The sequence below is a fragment of the Shimia sp. MIT910701 genome, from assembly GCF_047126315.1.
Lineage (GTDB): Bacteria > Pseudomonadota > Alphaproteobacteria > Rhodobacterales > Rhodobacteraceae > Shimia.
This window is the reverse complement of sequence record NZ_CP138953.1, coordinates 1537882-1555534: the sequence shown is the minus strand read 5'-3', so window position 1 is coordinate 1555534 and position 17653 is coordinate 1537882. Positions and strand designations below refer to the sequence as shown.

Below are 17653 nucleotides of genomic sequence, written 5' to 3'. Positions count from 1 at the left end.
TAACTTACTAGCGCAACCCGCTGATACTGCTCGATATTTCCAGAACTTCCCTTCCTGAAGCAGCGCCTCGCTCCGGTCCGTCCCGCCGTCGTGCGCCTCAGCGCCGCCGGTGAAGGGGGTTCTAAGCATAACACCAAACAGCCGCAAGCGCTTTTTTCATCTTTCCGCAAAAAATCACCAACTTTCTGGAAAAATAAACAATATCAATTACTTACACGAACAGATTTCCGCCAATAACAAAGCTACTGCCGAAACCAAGGTTAACAAACACATCGCTCCGCCACTTATCCACAGACTCAACCAAAGACTCGCCGCGCAACACCCAACAGCCGCGCCAAAACCAACATCGGTATCGCGTCGGTATCGTGGCTGTTTCGCAGAGGTGCAGAGAAAAGGGCAAAGAGACTGTCGTTTCCAATAGGTGAAGAGACAGGTCGTCCCTCCTGGCGTGAGGCAACACCCCACGCAGATGTGGTACAGTCATCGACCAATTTGCCTCCTCAGCCGCGAAGACGCTTTTGTTTGGAGAAAGAGAGATTAGTCTGCTCGGGATACCACACCTAAAGGACACTGCTTTGACCTGGCTGCGCCGTTGGATTTTTCGTTTTTCGCTCCGCAGCTTTTTGCTGGGGCTTGCGTTCTTTGCCGCCTCTATGACGCCCTCCCTTATTCCCAGAGGCGCGGTGGAACAGGGTATTCTGGGGGGCGTGATCATTGCGATTGGATATCTGCTGGGGCAGTCCCTCAGCCTGATCTGGCAAGCGGCGGATTTACCGCGCCTTAGCGGCCGCATTGGCACTGTCTTTGATACCCTTCTGACACTTGCCGTGATTGCGCTGACGATCTGGATCTTGGTCTACAGTTTGGAATGGCAAAACGAACTGCGCGGTAAGATGGATATGGAGGCGGTGGAAGGGCGACACCTGGCCCGCCTGATCACGCTCACATCGCTGACCTTTCTGGGGCTTTATGCGGTGGGGGCATTGGTGGCCGCGCTGTTCCGTTGGGTGCGGGCGAAGTTCTATCGCATCATGCCGCCGCGCCGCGCCAATGTGCTGGGTGTGGTGACTGTCTTTGCCATTCTGTTTGTTGTCACACGGGACGGGATTTTTGACCGGGTCGTGGCTTCCTTGGATCAGAGCTATGAGGCGGCGCAGGAGTTGTTTGACGTGGCCCCGCCCCTACCCCCTCATGCGCATCAATCTGGCTCCACCGCGTCGCTGATTGATTGGGCCGCCATGGGGCAGCCCGGTCGGGACTTTGTTTTGACCGGCCCCACTGCCAAAGCGATTTCCGCCTTTACCGGCCAGCCCGCCAAAGAACCGCTGCGGGTCTATGTCGGGCGTGCCAATGGCGAGACCCCCAGAGAGCGCGCAGAGCTGGCTTTGGCGGAGCTGATCCGCGTTAAGGCGTTTGAACGCGAGGTGCTGATTGTCACCAGCCCAACCGGCACCGGGTGGATGGATCCGGGCTCCCATGATCCGGTGGAGTATATGCACAATGGCGACATCGCCACGGTGAGTGTGCAGTACTCCTATTTGCAGTCGCCGCTGGCACTGATTTTGGAAACCCGCACCGGGCTGGATCAGGCGACAGCGTTGTTGGAAGTGGTGCATGAGTATTGGGAGACCTTGCCCAAAGACACGCGGCCCCGGCTGTATGCCCATGGGCTCAGCCTTGGAGCCTGGTCGTCGATGTATGCCACCAACCTGTTCCGCCTGCTGGATGATCCGATCAACGGTGCGTTTTGGGCCGGGCCGCCGTTCCCCTCCCGTTTCTGGCAGACCATTCAGAACGCGCGCAACTCGGACAGCTCCTGGGTGTTGCCGGAGTTGGGCACAGGCTCTCTGGTGCGCTATGCCAACCATTTCCACGATGCCTCCGAAGCCCCCGGCCCCTGGGGGCGGATGCGGATTGCCTTTTTGCAGTACTCCAGCGATCCGATTGTGTTTTACGATCCGTTCTCGCTATTTCGAGCACCGGAATGGATGAACGATCCGCCTGCCGAGGATGTCTCCCGCCATCTGGTGTTCATTCCGATTGTCACCCAGTTCCAGTTGGCGTTGGATATGGCGCTGTCCTTTGGCGCACCGCCCGGCCACGGCCATGCCTACTATGCGCGGGATTACATTTCACCTTGGGCCGAAGTCACGGCGCCGGCGGGATGGACCCGCGCAGACACAAAGCGGCTACGCGCACATTGTGACCTTGGGGTTGGGCTTGGATGCCGCAATGAGATCGGAGCAAAGTAACGCGTGGAAAAGGGGGGCACCTGTCAGCGCGCCACCAACTTACATGCACGCCAGCCAAAACAGCGCAGGCTTAGGTCCGCCTGTCGCAGCGCAGTGCGGAGCCGGTCTGAGAAAAAGAGTCGACTCTCAATCTGGGGGTCGATCCAGACGTCAACATCGGGAATGCACGCTTCATCCAAGGCAAGAAACTTCCCCTTTTCGGGAAACATATCCCATGTGGTACCGTGACCAAGTAAGTCCAGTATGCCCTTTGATTTTTCGGGCACCAGTGCCCTCACGGCGTTGCGAACATCCCAAATATAGAGGTCATCGGGGCGCTGTGTTACTTGGTCAAACTCATAGAGCTTAATTGGGTAAAAAGACGTGTCGCCAAGGTCGAACCGCTCCAAGACCGCCTTCATATGTCCAGACACGATTGGAATGCCCAAATGCACCGTAAATGCATCGGGGAGGTTATCGCGCTTCTTTCTTGGCTCATCTTTGTAGCGCCAGAAAGAAAACAACGGCAACACTTCAGCACTCAACGCACCTCGCCCCAAACTAAAAAAATTGCGCCGAAAATCCACAAAGACATTTGTCCAATCCAAGGATTCAGGCTCATGATCCGTCGGCATTTGAAAGTAGATGTTCCTCACGTTACGTGAGTCATATAGCAGAAGTGACTCCCAGACTTTCGGATGTGTCACGATACCCTACCATTCCCGCCTGACCGTGCCGATCAGGCGTCTTCAGTTTCACTGTTGCTTTGCTTTGGCGCGCCGACATAGCCGGAGACCGCTTGCAGGATGCGGAAGGCGGTGGAAGCGTCGTTTTCGACCACCGCCATAAACTCGCTTTCGCCCAAGCGCAGCATTTCCAGATCGGATTTGGCATACATGTCCAGCGCGCGCTTTTCCTTGCGGATCAGGGCCAGTTCGCCCACCAGCGTGCCCGCCCCCGCCTCGGCCACAACATGGGATTGGCCGTCCGGCGTGCGATAGCCCAGACCGGCCTCACCTTCGAGGATCAGATAGGCGCCATCAGAGGGATCATCCCCCATATGGAAGACGTACTCGCCCGCCGGGGCGCTGTGCCATTGCGCGCCAAAGGCCAAGAGACGCATTTGGCGGCGGGACAGCCCGTTGAACATATCGGCCGAAGCCAGCGCGCGCATTTTGCGGCGCAGGTCGGCGCTGGCGGCGTTATCTGTGTCGTCCACCGCAGCCACACCGCTGTCTTTCAGACGGCCGTGTTCCAGCTCCAACACCAGATCAAAGCTGTCGGCGTCCTCAAACTCTTCCTCCAGATAGAGGAAGGTTGTGTTGGGCAGCAGTTCGCGCAGGTTGGCGATGGTATGAGCGGCCTGGCCTTCCTCATAGTTGGCAAGACAGCGGTTGAGGATCATCACATCGGGCTTTTTGATCGCCGCGCGCCTGATGGCGAGCGGTTCGGCAAAGGCAGAGGGCAGCCCTGCGCCGCCAATGCCGGTGGGCACGGCAAACAGCAGCTCGGCCACCTCTTGTTTCATCCCGGCTTCTGCCAGTGTTTGCGCAACGATGTCGCGAATTTGCTCGGCACGGGGGCCCGCAGAGGCGGCAAGTTTGCCAAAGATCGCGTTTTCCAGCACCGTCAGGCCGGGAGCGTAGCGGTCTTCGCGCAGGGGGGCAAAATAGACGGCGGTCCATTCTGACAGCTTTTGCGCCTCGGAATGGCGCAGTTCTAAAATGGATTGCTTGAGCTCATCGCTAAAGCCCGCGCCGATGCGTTCTGCCGACACAAGAAGCGGCAGCGAGATCATCTGCTCCAGCTCTTCTTGTGTCATATTGGCCAGCCGCACATCACGGCTCTTGGCAAATAGCTCCACATTGCGGGTGAAGTCATCCGGATCAAAACCAAGCTGCTGGAACAGCGGGTGGTCGGTGCCGTCCACGCCAAAGGTCTGGTTCAGCATTTCCACCACTTCGCGGCTCATGCGCAGGATGCTCTCTTCGATGCCCAGCTCTTGCAGCAGTTTCAGGAACTCGCTGATGCGCTCTTCGCGGCCATCGGTGATCATCTGCCGCGGGGTGGCAAAGAACAGGTTGGCGGCCACAGGCAGGGCCGGGTTGTACTGCTCGCGGTCAAAGCGGAAGTAGGATTTGGTGAGGCCTGCCTTGTCCAGCGCCGCGCGGATTTGCGGGCGCAGATCGACAAGAGTTTGCGCCAATTCCGGGTGGTCGCTCTCAGCAAAGGGTTGGTCCAGACCTTTGCGGAACAGGGCATTGCCCGCGCCGGTGGCGTCCATGACTTTCACCCACCAGGCGTGCACATCGTCTTCGTTGGTCAGATCACCAAGCGCTGGATTGACCCAATCCGAGAACAGACGATCGGCGCTGTTACCGGTGCGGCTGGATTCATAGGCGCGTTTTTTCTCTTCCGCCTCGCCCATGGGGTCGGGAAGATCGGAGAGCGGTTTTTGCTTGAGCGGCATCAGCACGTTGTCGCCAAAGGTGCCTTCAAACACGTAGGGCGACGGGTCGGCGTAGCCCACGCGGGTGGCGATCACGCGTTGGTGCAGGTCGTTGAGTTTGACGTCGCCAATGGAGAGCGAGCCGCTCAAAGGCGTGATCTCACGTGTGAACAGCTCGGCCACGGCCCGGCGCTCTTCGGCGTCTTGCGAGCGGATGCCGATCACTGCGCCTTGGCGCACGGTTGTGGAGATGTTTTCCAACACGCTGTCGCCATCGTGGTCACGGACGTAGACGTCTTTGAGAACGATGTCGCCGGTCAGGCGTGGGATGTCGTCGGGCTCATTGTCGATCAGCTCTTCATCCACCATACCGGATGGGCCAAAACGATCGCCGATCAAGTGCCACCGCAGGGACAGATCGGCAACGCGGTTGTAGTAGTTCAGCAGTTCTTTCCACGGCGAAGACAGGTCTTTGTACGCCGCCAAAGCCGCCACAAGCGCGCCGAGGGTGACTTGACCGCGGATCACAAGAAGGCCGCCCACGAGGTAAAAGAAGAACGGCGTCAGCTGGGTGATGAAGTTGTTGAGGAACTTCATGAAGAACTTCTTCTTGTAGATCGACAGGCGGATCAGGAAGAGCGTTCCCAGACGGCGGGTGATTTGCGATAGGCGGAAGCGCCAGCCGCCGTTGCCGCGCAGCTCGGGCGTGCCGGTGGCGGTTTCGCCAATTTCAGCGGCGAGATGACGGACCTGCACAATGCGGTCTTTGTTCAAGAGGTTGATCTGACGTTGCAGCTTGGGAATGAGCCAGGCCTGCAAGGGGATCAGCGCGATTGCCGCGAGGCCAAACCAGACGTTTTGCAGAAACAGGAAGGTCAGGATGGTGAGCATTTGCCCGGCCTGCATCACCGGCAGGCTGATTGCGTCGCCCATCATGCCGCCAAGCGGTTCGGCCTCGGCTGTGACCATGCTGACCATTTCGCCTTGAGAGGTGCGGCGCAGGTAGGGCTGCGGGAAGCGGGTGATGCGGGAAATCAGCGTGTAGCGATAGCGGCGCAGCATACGTTCCGAGAGCACTCCTTTCATGGTGTTGATGCGCATTTTCATCAGGCCGTGGAACAAGACCGCCAGCAGAAACAAAACACTGAGCATGATCAGGTAGTTTTCCTGCGTCATCTCCCAATTGAGCACGTCGATGTAGGAGGTGTCCGCATCAATCGCGTCGTTGATGATGCGTTTGGGCAGCTCCAAGGTCAGGAACTGCAACGGAAAAAGACAGACCGTCAGGACCAGAAGCACCATCTGGTCACGTTTTGAATACTTCCAGATGAAGGCAAATAATGAGCGTTCGATACCGTCTACTCCCGGTTTGCAGCGCGGGGTCCGCGCCGTCCCATTCGGCAAATGCTACCAACCGAAGTGGGGCCTGTTCAAACGGATTCTTAATCGAAGTTTGCTAGAGTGAAAACAGAGGTTTGCTGTTCCTTGATTCTACCGCTAGTCTCTTTTCAGAACTTAGGATGGGGCGAGGTCTATGGACCAGATCACGACAGTGTTGTTGCTGGTCGCGGCACTTCAGATCAAACACTTGGTGGCGGATTTTTTCCTGCAGAACGCCAAGATGATCATGGGCCGCGAGAAATACTGGCATATGGGGCGCGCGCAGCACGCGGGCATCCATGCGGTTTTCTCGATCCTTGTTCTGGCCGTGTTTGGTGCCAGCCCAATGCTGATTTTCTGGATGGTGCTGGTGGAGTTCATTGTGCATTTCCACATTGACTGGGCCAAGGCGCGCTATTCGGTGAACCGCAACCTGACCCCGGATCAACCGCTTTACTGGTACGCGATGGGCACCGATCAGGCGCTGCATCAACTGACCTATCTGGTGATGATCTGGGCCTATTACGCCTGTCAGTGAGGGTTAGGCGGCGGTGAAAATGTCCACGATGGCGTGGATGTCTTGTGTTTCGCTGACCACAAACACCCGCGATTTTGTTTTTGATGTTTGCGAAACGACCACCTGAACCGAGGTATTGACCAACGCGGGCGACAAGAAGCGGGCGCGGAGGTCTTGGATTTGGGTGTTGGGACTGGTCTGCGCAAAAGCCATCTCCGCCAAGGCACACAGCAACATGCCCGGCGCAATCACATCCTTGAAACCGGCCGCTTGTGCGGCGGCTTTGTCTACGTGCAGCGGATTTGGATCGTGCGCCAATGTGGTGTAGCGCGCGATATGGGTTGCGGCGAGCGGCAATGTCGCAAAGGTTTGTGCCCCCTGCCCCAGCATGTTGGTCTGAAGCTCGGGTGCGGACAGGGCGCGGATTGCCTCTGGCGTCAGAAAGCGGACGCGGGTTTCAAGCGCAGCCTCTGTGTCCTCAATCTGAAAGCCCAGGCGCGCCGATCTGGCGTCGGCTTGAGTGGACACCAAAACACTTGCCCCCGCTGACAAGGATTGGTTGGATATCCCAGTGATCCGTTGGCTTTCATGAACAGCAAACGTGCCGGCTTGTGCAGTGAGGTTGCCCCGAACCTCCGCAAGCGCGGGATCGCCCAGCAAGAAGGCGGCGCGGGTTGAGAGCCGAATGGCTTTGGCAGGAAGCTTTAGGAGCTCAGCGGTCAACTCGGACAAAGCTGCGCTGTCGCTCTCGGCCACACCGGTTGCCAACTGCCGCAGGTCTGCGCCCATCTCAATTTGGGGCATAGGCCCTGGCAATCAAGGTTGCGTTGATGCCACCAAACGCCAGCGAGTTGGACATAACGGCACCCAACGGTTTGGGCTTGGCCACATTGGCAACCGGATCAAGGCCGATCTTGGGGTCGACCTCGGTGAAGTTGATAGTCGGCGGCACCGATTGACGTTGCAACGCGCCGATGGCGACGATCATTTCCAAAGCGCCCGCCGCGCCAAGCCCGTGGCCGTGGATGGGCTTGGTGGAGGAGACATCCAGCCCGTCTAGATCATCACCAAACACGTCGCGCAGCGCCGTCACCTCGTTCACGTCATTGGCCACCGTGCCGGTGCCATGGGCGTTCACATAGCCGACGTCCGAAGGCGTCAGGCTCGCGGACTTGAGCGCAATGCGCATACAGGCGGCAGCGCGGTTGGGATCGGGGCGCAAGAGATCACCGGCGTCGGAGTTGGTGCCAAAGCCAACCAGTTCACACAAGATAGCCGCCCCGCGTGCCTCAGCGCTTTCCAGGCTTTCCAGCACCAGAACCCCCGCGCCTTCGCCAAGGATCATGCCATTGCGGTCTTTGCTGAACGGGCGGTTCACATCCGCCGTCATCACCCGAAGCAGCTCCCAGACTCGAAACACGCCGCTTTCCAGACAGGCTTCCGAACCGCCAGCTAGGCAGCGATCCACTTGGCCAGAGGCGATCATCTGATAGCCCATACCAATGGACTGGCTGCCCGACGAACAGGCGGTGGCGAGGCACAGCGCCGGACCGGTTGCGCCAAACTCCATGGAGACCCAGCTGGCGGCGGCGTTGTTCATGATTTTGGGCACAGACATGGGATCCAAGCGCATCGACCCCTCTCGCCCAAACTTCATATAATTGACATTGAGTGTCTGCCCGCCACCAAACCCAGACCCAATCGAGACACCACAAGCCTCGCCAAAATGCGTCTCAGACAGGCCAGCCTGCGCTACGGCCTCACGTGCAGCAGATAATGCGTATTCCACCACAGGTTCGCGCATGCGGTGCGGCTTTTCCCCCAACACCTCCGCCAGATCAGTCTCAGACAAACGCGCAGCCGTTTTAACCCGTTGCGCATCCAGATCGTCAAATGAAATAGGTTTGACACCGGAGCGCCCCGTCTGCGTGGCCTCAATCAATTTGGCCGCGCCAAGACCGCAGGCGGAAACGGCGCCGAGGCCGGTGACGACGACGCGGCTCACGCCTCTGCGGCCTGATGCGCTTCGATTTTGGAGATCGCGAGGTTTAACAGATCCTGCACCGTCACAACGTCGGTCAGCTCATTGTCCACTGAGACATAAGCGCCGTATTTTTCCTCAATTGCCATGAGGATCATCACAAAGTCCGCGGACTGAATGTCCAGCTCCTCAAGCGGTCTTTCTGGTGTGATTTCAGAAGGTTCCACCATGCCTTCCTGCGCGACCAGTTCGAGCAATTCTTTGGTCAGCGTCTCACGATTGGTGCTCATAGGTGTTCTTCCAGTTTGTAAAATCTTTGGTCAAAAGGCCCGCGCAAATCTGGCGAGCCCGTCAAGTTTAGGCGGCTAAAAGGGAATTTTCCAGACGGAAGTTTGCGCCAAATTTCACGTCGGTATTGCGTCGGTATCCGGGCGGTATCGCGACAGTGCAAAATTTGACGTCCACGTCAGCTCACATACCGGGGTCAACCGGCTCGATCACAGCGCCACCGCCCTCGACCCAGTCTTTGAATCCACCAAGATTGTACACTTCCTGATAGCCCATGTCCTTAAGCAGCTTGCCCGCCAGCGCAGCGCGGCCGCCGGAGGCGCAGTGCAAAATCACAGCGCGTTCAAACTGCAGCTCCGGGTCGTGGAACTGTGTCGCCGGGTCGGCGCGGAATTCGAGCATGCCCCGCGGGATGTGGTGGCTGCCCTCGGCGCGGCCATTGGCGGCCAACTCTGGCGCGTCGCGCACATCCAAAAGCAACGCCCCGGCGGCAACTTTGGCCTGCGCGTCAGCAGCGGAGATTTTCGGGACAACCGCATGGGCGGCTTGCAGAAGGTCGGCGGCGGTGGTCGGCATGGGGAACTCCTCTGATGTGTCTGCAATGAGGTTAGGCACAGCGACGCGCCCTGTTAAGAGGGGATCGCGCATCCGTGCGCCGAGATCAGAAAAGAAAGAAGGCGTCAGGTGATGGACGGCAGCGGGTCAAAACACGACCCATGCCCACGACCTGACGCCTTCGTTTTGAATGGCCCTCCAAGCAGGTTGCCCCACCCGTCACGCGCATTCATCTCGCGCTGTCCCTTTTGCGCGGCCTCATAGCGAGACCACAGGCCAGCCCCAAACGGGACCAGTCCCAACCCGCCCCAAAGATGGGGCAAGCCCATCCGGGCCAGTGCAGCGGGATCTGCTTGGCCTATCGCCACAAACGCAGCCCCTATGGAGCCCGCTTCTGGCAAGAGGACAATCACCTCCCCCCAAACCGATGATCAAAGCACCTTGCAGGTGAGGCGCACTGGGTTGTGCGATCCGTCCGCGTGGTGTTGTCCCTTCTTCCCATCGGCCACCGCTCAGGCGTGTGCCGCCTTCCTGCCTTAAGACCCCGCCGCCGTAGGATGAGGGCGGCCTGATCTCACAGGCATTTCGGCCAGCGATCCGTCGAATAGTCCAGCGTGGACGACGCGTTGTGGTGGGCCTCAAACGAGGCATCAAACGCGCCTTGCGAGGTCTGTTCCGGCTAGCCGTCCCTTCCCCGCGCCAGTCACTGGCGGGCATATGCCCTCTCCGGAAGACCTCAGCGTCCCGCGCCGGATCTTGCGATCCCTTGCGTTGACTTGATGGTGGGTCAGGAGGGCCGAGTCGGGCAAGAAAAAAGTGACAGTTTTACGAAAGCCGCTGGGGGTAAGCCATTGGGGAAGCTTGGGGATTTCCTGTGGATAAGCTGGGGATGGGTTGGGAAAGGTGTGCGTTGTGGGGGATTTGGGGAAGGATGGAATTTTGTGGCGGCGCCACGGGCGGAATTGGGTTTGGGCAGGTTGCGCGTGGCGGGGTGCACGCGTCTGTCGGGTGTTTTGAGGGTTGCGGCTCGCAACAAAGGGGAGCGCCTGACCCTGGGTGGGTGCTGAAAGCGCCCTCCCGTGGGGAGGGTCGGGCGCTGCCCGGATTGATCCGGTGGATCAATTCAGGCTTGAACGGACGGAGCCCATAGGCGCTGCTTGTGCAAGACACAGGCTTTTAACCTGTAAAACAAGTTGCAGAAAGTGGGTGTATTGAAACCAATTCCGCTCCAATTTCACCACAAACCTAAACCGGTTCAATCGCCGACTAGTGGAGCAACGCTTACAGAGCTAAGCGGCAACGCGGTTACGGCAGATGTCCTGCGGTCCAATACTAGAAGAAAGTCTCTAGATTTGCCGATTATGGTCCTTTCCAATTTGACCGTCCCTCCATTTAAACTGACAGAAAGTTCTACTGGCGGCATCTCTTCAACCCTATACGCTCGCCAGCTCCCGGCGAAGAAAGGAAGAATTAGGACTGCCGCAAGAACCAGCCCGGAAAACACTCTTCCAAGAATTTGTTGCTCGCGCTTAAGCCTTCGCAAATCCTTTAAAGACACCTCCCAGTTCGTCTCAACCTTCGGTCCAGTCGACTTAAACCTCCGACGTAAAAGCATCCAACCGTAGCGGAGAGCCTCATCTTCCGTCATTCCAATCGGTGGTCCATTGGCGCGAACTTTGTCCGAGAAGCGCAAATAACCCAAGTCGAGTTCTGTAGATTTTTTCTCGTACCAAGTTGGAGCTACCGCTTTCTCGATGTCGTACCAAAACCAGCCGAGAAAGCTCGCGATCACAATCGGCGCAATCCAAGCTGCACCGAAATAGAAGTACGAAAACACTACCAACCAAATCAAAACTTTTGTTGAGGTTTCAAACAATAGGTGCCGACGGAATCGACGTACCACGCTGCGTTTGAAAACCCCAATTGGTAAACTCAAAACCACTACGGCTGAAAAATAGTAAACAGCTACAGAAGCTGCAGAAGTTAACAAGATTATCGAACCAAGCTCGAAGAAAAAGCCGTAAAAAAAACGAGCGTCGACCATTTGCTCCAATGGACCGCCAATTGACCAGACGAAGCTCCAAAACAAAGCATTTGGAGCGGCAATGACGTAAAAATAGAGTGAAACTGTTTTATGGTTTTGCTTTGTCCATTCGACAAGCTTCGTGATTTGATCCAATTTCATCCCCTCAAAAACAAGAAACAGAAACGCAAAGCTGTCGGTGTTTGAATCGAGACCGCCAGCAACGGACAACAATTAGCCTACCCTCAAGTTTTCCGAAATATCATTAAGTAAGTTGAGCACATTATCACCCGGATCTCTGATCCGGATCGCGCCCGACCCCGCCCCCCAGGGCGGGTGCAATTTTGCAAAGGCTGCAACAGACGGGACGTGGAGGATGTGCGGACAGGGTTGTACCAAGTGGACTGCCGCCCTCGGGGTCGGGCGCGATCCTTGCGGGCGGTGGCCATGCGACTGAGGTTGGACAAAGAGAAAGGCCGCTCGGTTGAGCGGCCTTTGGAGGATTGGGGCAGGTGTTGTGTGCCTTAAGGACCGGGGTGCGCCCGCGAAGGCTTTGCCTTCGCTTCCGCGCACTCGCGCTCGAAACTGGACGACTTAGTCGTCCATTTTGAGCGCGCTAATAAATGCTTCCTGCGGGATGTCGACTTTCCCGAACTGGCGCATCTTTTTCTTACCGGCTTTCTGCTTGTCCAGAAGCTTGCGTTTTCGCGTGGCGTCGCCGCCGTAACACTTGGCCGTCACGTCTTTGCGCAGGGCTGACAATGTCTCGCGCGCGATGACTTTGCCGCCGATGGCCGCCTGAATTGGGATCTTGAACATGTGGCGCGGGATCAGGGTTTTGAGCTTTTCACACATCGCCCGGCCGCGCATTTCGGCGCGGTCGCGGTGCACCATCATGGAGAGCGCGTCGACCGGCTCGTCGTTCACCAGCACGGACATCTTCACGAGGTTGTCTTCGCGGTAGCCGGTCATCTGATAGTCAAAGGAGGCATAGCCTTTGGTCACCGATTTTAGGCGGTCGTAGAAGTCAAACACCACCTCGTTGAGCGGCAGGTCATAGACCGCCATCGCGCGGGTGCCGGCGTAGGTGAGGTCTTCCTGGATGCCGCGGCGGTCCTGGCAGAGTTTCAGCACGTCGCCGAGGTATTCGTCCGGCACAAGGATGGTGGCCTTGATGCGCGGCTCCTCGAGGTGGTCGACCTTGGACATGTCGGGCATGTCAGCAGGGTTGTGCAGCTCGATCATCTCGCCGTCTTTCGTGTAGACGTGATAGATCACCGACGGCGCGGTGGTTATGAGCTCGATGTTGTACTCCCGCTCGATCCGGTCGCGGATCACTTCGAGGTGCAACAGGCCCAGGAAGCCGCAGCGGAAGCCAAAGCCCAGCGCGGCGGAGGTTTCCATTTCAAACGAGAAAGACGCGTCGTTCAGCGCCAGTTTGTCGATGGCGTCGCGCAGGTCTTCAAATTCCGAGCTGTCCACCGGGAAGAGGCCACAGAAGACCACCGGCTGGGCTGGTTTGAAGCCCGGCAGCGCCTCTTCGGTGCCGTGGCGGTCGTTGGTGATGGTATCCCCGACGCGGGTGTCGCGCACCTGTTTGATCGAGGCGGTGAGGAAGCCGATCTCGCCAGGGCCCAAACTGTCGACCATCTGCATCTCCGGGCGGAAGACGCCGACGCGGTCCACATTGTGCAGCGTGCCGTTGGACATGAACTTGACGCGCTGGCCCTTTTTCAGGGTGCCGTCCATGATGCGCACCAGCACGATCACGCCCAAGTAAGCGTCATACCAGCTGTCCACCAGCATCGCCTTGAGCGGCGCGTCGATGTTGCCTTCGGGCGCGGGGAGTTCTTTCACGATGGCTTCGAGTGTTTCGTGGATGCCAACGCCGGTTTTGGCGGAGACCTGAATGGCGCCGGTGGCGTCGATGCCGATCACGTCTTCGATTTGTTCCGCAACGCGGTCACAATCGGACGCGGGCAGGTCGATCTTGTTGAGCACAGGCACCAGTTCGTGGTCGGCTTCGATGGCCTGATAAACGTTGGCAAGCGTCTGCGCCTCAACACCCTGGGTGCTGTCCACCACCAGGAGCGAGCCTTCGACCGCTTTCATCGAGCGGGAGACCTCATAGGCAAAGTCGACGTGACCGGGGGTGTCGATGAGGTTCAAGACATAGGTCTCGCCGTCATCGGCTTTGTAGTCGATGCGCACGGTGTTGGCTTTGATGGTGATGCCACGCTCGCGCTCGATGTCCATGCTGTCGAGCAGCTGTTCCTTCATGTCACGATCTTCCACCGTGCCCGTCTCTTGGATGAGGCGGTCAGCAAGGGTGGATTTACCGTGGTCGATGTGGGCCACGATGGAGAAATTGCGGATTTTGGACAGATCGGTGCTCATGTTGCGGGATATGAGGGGGAATCTTGCGTTGGTCAAGCAGCGCTGTAGGGTGCGGAGCGGGTTATTACTTGAATTTCGACTTGAGTGAGGCAGTTTTGTTAGAAATTAGCGCTTCGACCAAACTTATTATTGATGGCGTCTTTGAAGAGGCATTCAGAGAGGTCGAAGACGTTTTCGAAACGCTGTCGCACCATAGGTGCCAAGACGTCGTTGTAAGGGCAGGATTGAGGTCCTTTTTCGAACCAACTCTTCGATCGAGTCGTGACTTGAGTGCAGAGCAATTGAAGGTTTGCAGGGTTCTCGTTCGCTGCATAGCGTTGCTACGAGCCAAACCCATTGACCGAGGAGCATCAGCTAGGACAGTCTTTGAGCAAACACGCTTGGATGAGCTAGTTATAGCCGCCGGCTCCGGGTCACTCATGGTTGCTACTGCGCTAAAATCCGGTGACAGAACGGAGATGCTTGCCGCCATACAAGATTTAGCAGCAGGCTTTTCCAATGAGGCGAGGCAGCAACAATTTTCTGCTGCGATTGCTGTTTCTACAACTCAGAACGATGCATACAAAATCGTCGCGCAACATTGCGCCAACGAGACCGCGCGCGACTGCTTAGACGGCGACAAGGATATATTCAGAAAACCATTGTGGACTACCGACGACGCTTGGCGAAATCATATTCCAGAAAACTCGGCGTTTGAAACTTTCCAGCAAGGTGAAGCCTTCGAGTTTTGGCGCAGATGGTACCAAGGTTTTGTCATTGGTCGGCCACTTGATTGGGCGCTGCAAACTCAAGTGGCCTTGATTGACGACGCGGTTTGGGATGCCGGTGCCGAAGCGGTTGCAGCGGCTATTCGTGAGATCGAAGCAAATCTCGGCGGCCCAGCGCCTTTGGAAGAGAAGGCGCTGCGAGAACACGTAGGGCACTTTTTGACGAACCCAGTACTTTCGGCGGCAACCGCTCTCAATGGTGCGGAAACGATTGAGCGTGCAATTTCAGATTACTTGCGAGATGCCCCGGCGAACTGTTTGCCGGAGGATTTAAAACACCTTGAAGCGCTGCCACGGCACTTCAAAGCCATTGCGCGTGTGATTGGCAATAAAACCGACGAGGGCGAGAAAGAAAGCCTGCTTGTAGACGAGATTTCGATGCTGCATGCAAGAGTGACTGAACTGGAAGGGGAACTGGCCGTTGCCAAAAGCAAGGCATTGAAAGGGATCATTTCCCAAGAGGCCGCAAAGTCCTTTGGCAAAACGATTGGCAGCCCATTGTTCTGGAGCGGCGCGGCAGTGAGTGTGGGCTATTTCTTTGGTGTGGCTCCGAGCGATTTGACGTTGGAGAATTTCCGCAACTACGTGGCTGAGTTGTTGCGCGCTAACGCGGAAACTGCCCCACCGGCTCAGCCGCCGCTGCTATCCAGTATCGACGTTTGAGAGAAGATCGAGAGAGCTGCGCCCGACCCTAGGTGGGTGCAAAGCGCCCTCCTGGGGGGAGGGTCCCTCTCGGGACCTTGCTGCGCAAGGCCCTGCCGGCAATGGGGCGCGGCGCGGCTTTGCCGAGCCGTACTGTTGCCGCTGAAGGCAAGCTGCAACTAAGGATCGCACCCGATCCCGAGGGCGGCTCTCCGTTTGGCGCGTCTCTGTCCACGCATTCCACACATTCCGTCTAGCGCAGACGTCGCGAAATCGCACCCGCCCTGGGGGGCGGGGTCGGGTGCGATCCGTCACGCTGAGCGCGACGGTTTGAAGGTTGGCGGATTGGCGCACAGAAAACCTTGGCTGGGAGTGTGTCGGGTACTCGAGGTCCAAGCCCCCCTTCCCCCACAAACTTGTGAACACAAAACCGCTGGCCTTTGCCCACCCCAGCCTCTAAGGACGCCGTCCCGCACAGGCTTTGTGCGTGGACCTGCCGGGAATTTCCGGGCATCCCCCTTGATAACGCGCTTTTCTGACCCAAGATTCTGGGCCAGGGTTGGGGCACGCGCGGGATCAACAACACGCGCCCCCTTTATTGTCAGGGAAGACATTCATGCGTCGGCGATTGACCACTTTGATGTGTGCGGATTTGGTAGGGTATTCGGCCCTGATGGGCGAGGACGAGGCACTGGCCGTGGCCTCGGTGCAGGAGCTGCGCAAGAAACATCTGGAACCTGTCGCCAAGGATCACGGCGGCGAGGTGCTCAAACGCATGGGCGACGGCTGGATCCTGGCCTTTCCCAGCGTGGAAGAGGCGCTCGATTGTGCCGAAGAGGTGCAGAGCAGCCTGGCGGAGCATGAGGTGATCAAGCTGCGCATTGGCTGTCACATCGGTGAGATTGTCGAGGATGAGGCGGATTTCTACGGCAATGGGGTGAACATTGCCCAGCGGATTGAAACCGAAGCGCCTCCCGGTGGGGCGATGTTCAGCGAAGACCTGTTTCAGGCGCTCTCTGCCGAGCGGCAGGAAGAGCTCAAAGACGTGGGTGTGTTCAATCTGAAAAACATTGCCAAGCCGATCCGCCTGTATCAGTGGCGGCCTGCCAACCTGACTACTGCGCCGGACAAGGGCGCCTTGCCGTCGGTGGGGTTTGAGCAGTTTGTGGCGGCGCCGGAAACGCCGGACAATGCGGCGATTGCCGATGATCTGCACGATGGGTTGGTGCAGCTGTCGCTGAAACGCACCGGGGTGACAACCGTGGACACGGAAAGCCTTGAGGCGACCCCGCCGGATTTCCTGATCCGGGGGCGGCTGCGGGTTGCTGGCACGCGGGCGCGGTTCACCATGTCGTTGATCTTGCGCGAAGAAATGCAAACGCTATGGACCGGCACCTATGAGGGTGATCCAAGTGATCCCTTTGCCTTTGTCGACGAGTTGATGCCACGGCTTGAGGGCGATGTGCGTTTGCAGACCATCCAACGGGATGGCGACCGGTTGGCGCATCTGAGCCTGAACCAGTTGAGCGTGTCAGAGCTGCGGGCGCGGGCGGCGTCGATGTTTTTCAAACAGACCATTCCAAGCTGGGAGGACGGGCTGGCGGCGCTGGACCGGGCGGTTCTGCTGAGCCCCGGGGACGGCATGTCGCTGGCGATGCGGGCACAAAGTCGGTTGAACCTGAGCGCTGTGAAGTTTTCACAGCTGGAGCCCGAAGTGCTGACACAGATGGGCAAAGACCTCGATGTGGCGGTGGCGGAATGCCCCACCAGCGACTTTGTGTTCTGGGCGCGTGGGGCATACCGATTGAAAGTGTTGGGTGATTTGCAGGGCGCGGCGTCCGACATTGCGCGGTCGCGTGAGATCAACCCGAACTTCATTGGCATAGTGGATCTTATTGCCCAGAAGGCGTTTTTGGCAGGCGACTATGAAGGCGCGTTGGATGCGCTGAGTGCCTATGAAGAGATGGGCAGTGAGGACCCGTTCCGCATCAACCGGTTGTGTTTCAACGCCCGAGTGCTTTTGGGCGCAGGTCAGGCGGAGGCGGCACATGTGGCTGCGCTTGAGGCGGCGGATGTGAGCCCGATGGATCGTGGTATTCAGCTATTGAAGGCTTTGGCCTGTCAGAAGGCCGGTGATACCGTTGGCCTCAAGGCCGCGCGGGCGGCGGCGGCGGACCTACCCAAGGCGCCGTCGGTGGCCATCAACCGGTTGGCACTGCCCGACGATTTGGCGTGGTTGAACGACGCGCTGCACCCGGAAGCGGAGCCGGTTTGAGTTAGGACGTCGCGCGACCGCGGGTGGGCGACCTGCCCTCAAAGAAAAGCCACAGCGACCTGCCAAATTCGCCACACAGAATAGATGTGCCAAACACTTGCAAAATCGCCCGCCCATGGGGGCGGTCGGGCGATGCCCGGTGGCCTGC

General features: G+C 58.1%; 13 protein-coding genes. 4 read left to right on the top strand and 9 right to left on the bottom strand.

Translation table 11 applies throughout. From position 1 onward, the window contains the following. Positions 1 to 653 precede the first annotated feature (653 nt). Positions 654 to 2252, top strand: a complete 1599-nt coding sequence (locus SIB38_RS07420; RefSeq protein ID WP_412551718.1) for an alpha/beta hydrolase — start codon at positions 654 to 656, stop codon at positions 2250 to 2252. A 23-nt stretch (positions 2253 to 2275) separates the two neighbouring features. Here the strand turns inward: SIB38_RS07420 and SIB38_RS07415 are convergent, their stop codons facing one another. Together SIB38_RS07415 and SIB38_RS07410 are read right to left on the bottom strand one after the other, a co-directional pair. Beyond that, positions 2276 to 2866 carry an imm11 family protein gene (locus SIB38_RS07415; protein ID WP_294119392.1) on the bottom strand — a complete coding sequence of 197 codons (591 nt, stop codon included), beginning with the start codon at positions 2864 to 2866 and terminating at the stop codon, positions 2276 to 2278. A 104-nt stretch (positions 2867 to 2970) separates the two neighbouring features. After that, positions 2971 to 5982: a cyclic nucleotide-binding domain-containing protein gene (locus SIB38_RS07410; RefSeq protein WP_412551717.1), complete on the bottom strand. Its 3012-nt coding sequence runs from the start codon at positions 5980 to 5982 to the stop codon at positions 2971 to 2973. Positions 5983 to 6214: 232 nt separating this feature from the next. Between SIB38_RS07410 and SIB38_RS07405 the strand changes: the two genes are divergently transcribed. Then, on the top strand, positions 6215 to 6598 hold the full coding sequence (locus SIB38_RS07405; protein ID WP_412551716.1) for a DUF3307 domain-containing protein: 384 nt from the start codon (positions 6215 to 6217) through the stop codon (positions 6596 to 6598). 3 nt (positions 6599 to 6601) lie between these two features. On the opposite strand, the gene SIB38_RS07400 is transcribed toward SIB38_RS07405, so the two are convergent. From SIB38_RS07400 to lepA, 7 genes are all read right to left on the bottom strand, one after another. Further along, on the bottom strand, positions 6602 to 7381 hold the full coding sequence (locus SIB38_RS07400) for a MaoC family dehydratase (RefSeq protein ID WP_294119395.1): 780 nt from the start codon (positions 7379 to 7381) through the stop codon (positions 6602 to 6604). After that, on the bottom strand, positions 7368 to 8582 hold the full coding sequence (locus SIB38_RS07395; RefSeq protein ID WP_294119397.1) for a beta-ketoacyl-[acyl-carrier-protein] synthase family protein: 1215 nt from the start codon (positions 8580 to 8582) through the stop codon (positions 7368 to 7370). Before SIB38_RS07395 ends, SIB38_RS07400 begins: the two co-directional genes overlap by 14 nt. After that, positions 8579 to 8848 carry an acyl carrier protein gene (locus SIB38_RS07390; protein ID WP_294119398.1) on the bottom strand — a complete coding sequence of 90 codons (270 nt, stop codon included), beginning with the start codon at positions 8846 to 8848 and terminating at the stop codon, positions 8579 to 8581. Before SIB38_RS07390 ends, SIB38_RS07395 begins: the two co-directional genes overlap by 4 nt. Positions 8849 to 9029: 181 nt before the next feature. After that, complete coding sequence (locus tag SIB38_RS07385) at positions 9030 to 9422, bottom strand: rhodanese-like domain-containing protein (protein WP_294119399.1); 393 nt, start codon at positions 9420 to 9422, stop codon at positions 9030 to 9032. A gap of 104 nt (positions 9423 to 9526) precedes the next feature. Continuing rightward, a complete protein-coding gene (locus SIB38_RS07380) occupies positions 9527 to 9769 on the bottom strand; it encodes a hypothetical protein (protein WP_412551715.1) in 243 nt (80 codons plus the stop codon). A gap of 887 nt (positions 9770 to 10656) precedes the next feature. Further along, the gene (locus SIB38_RS07375; protein ID WP_412551714.1) at positions 10657 to 11655 is read right to left on the bottom strand and encodes a hypothetical protein; all 999 of its coding nucleotides are present in this window, start codon (positions 11653 to 11655) and stop codon (positions 10657 to 10659) included. Between the two features lie 363 nt (positions 11656 to 12018). After that, on the bottom strand, positions 12019 to 13821 hold the full coding sequence (lepA, locus tag SIB38_RS07370) for a translation elongation factor 4 (RefSeq protein WP_412551713.1): 1803 nt from the start codon (positions 13819 to 13821) through the stop codon (positions 12019 to 12021). Positions 13822 to 14201: 380 nt separating this feature from the next. On the opposite strand from lepA, the gene SIB38_RS07365 reads away from it, so the two are divergent. Both SIB38_RS07365 and SIB38_RS07360 read left to right on the top strand, forming a co-directional pair. Continuing rightward, positions 14202 to 15251 carry a hypothetical protein gene (locus SIB38_RS07365; protein ID WP_412551712.1) on the top strand — a complete coding sequence of 350 codons (1050 nt, stop codon included), beginning with the start codon at positions 14202 to 14204 and terminating at the stop codon, positions 15249 to 15251. A gap of 595 nt (positions 15252 to 15846) precedes the next feature. Continuing rightward, complete coding sequence (locus SIB38_RS07360; RefSeq protein ID WP_412551711.1) at positions 15847 to 17505, top strand: adenylate/guanylate cyclase domain-containing protein; 1659 nt, start codon at positions 15847 to 15849, stop codon at positions 17503 to 17505. Positions 17506 to 17653: the final 148 nt, after the last annotated feature.

Excerpts from the sequence above, each read along its gene's own strand:
- SIB38_RS07420 (WP_412551718.1), top strand. The coding sequence starts at position 654 with ATGACGCCCTCCCTTATTCCCAGAGGCGCGGTGGAACAGGGTATTCTG.
- SIB38_RS07415 (WP_294119392.1), bottom strand. The coding sequence starts at position 2,866 with ATGCCGACGGATCATGAGCCTGAATCCTTGGATTGGACAAATGTCTTT.
- SIB38_RS07410 (WP_412551717.1), bottom strand. The coding sequence starts at position 5,982 with ATGGTGCTTCTGGTCCTGACGGTCTGTCTTTTTCCGTTGCAGTTCCTG.
- SIB38_RS07405 (WP_412551716.1), top strand. The coding sequence starts at position 6,215 with ATGGACCAGATCACGACAGTGTTGTTGCTGGTCGCGGCACTTCAGATC.
- SIB38_RS07400 (WP_294119395.1), bottom strand. The coding sequence starts at position 7,381 with ATGCCCCAAATTGAGATGGGCGCAGACCTGCGGCAGTTGGCAACCGGT.
- SIB38_RS07390 (WP_294119398.1), bottom strand. The coding sequence starts at position 8,848 with ATGAGCACCAATCGTGAGACGCTGACCAAAGAATTGCTCGAACTGGTC.
- SIB38_RS07385 (WP_294119399.1), bottom strand. The coding sequence starts at position 9,422 with ATGCCGACCACCGCCGCCGACCTTCTGCAAGCCGCCCATGCGGTTGTC.
- lepA (WP_412551713.1), bottom strand. The coding sequence starts at position 13,821 with ATGAGCACCGATCTGTCCAAAATCCGCAATTTCTCCATCGTGGCCCAC.
- SIB38_RS07360 (WP_412551711.1), top strand. The coding sequence starts at position 15,847 with ATGCGTCGGCGATTGACCACTTTGATGTGTGCGGATTTGGTAGGGTAT.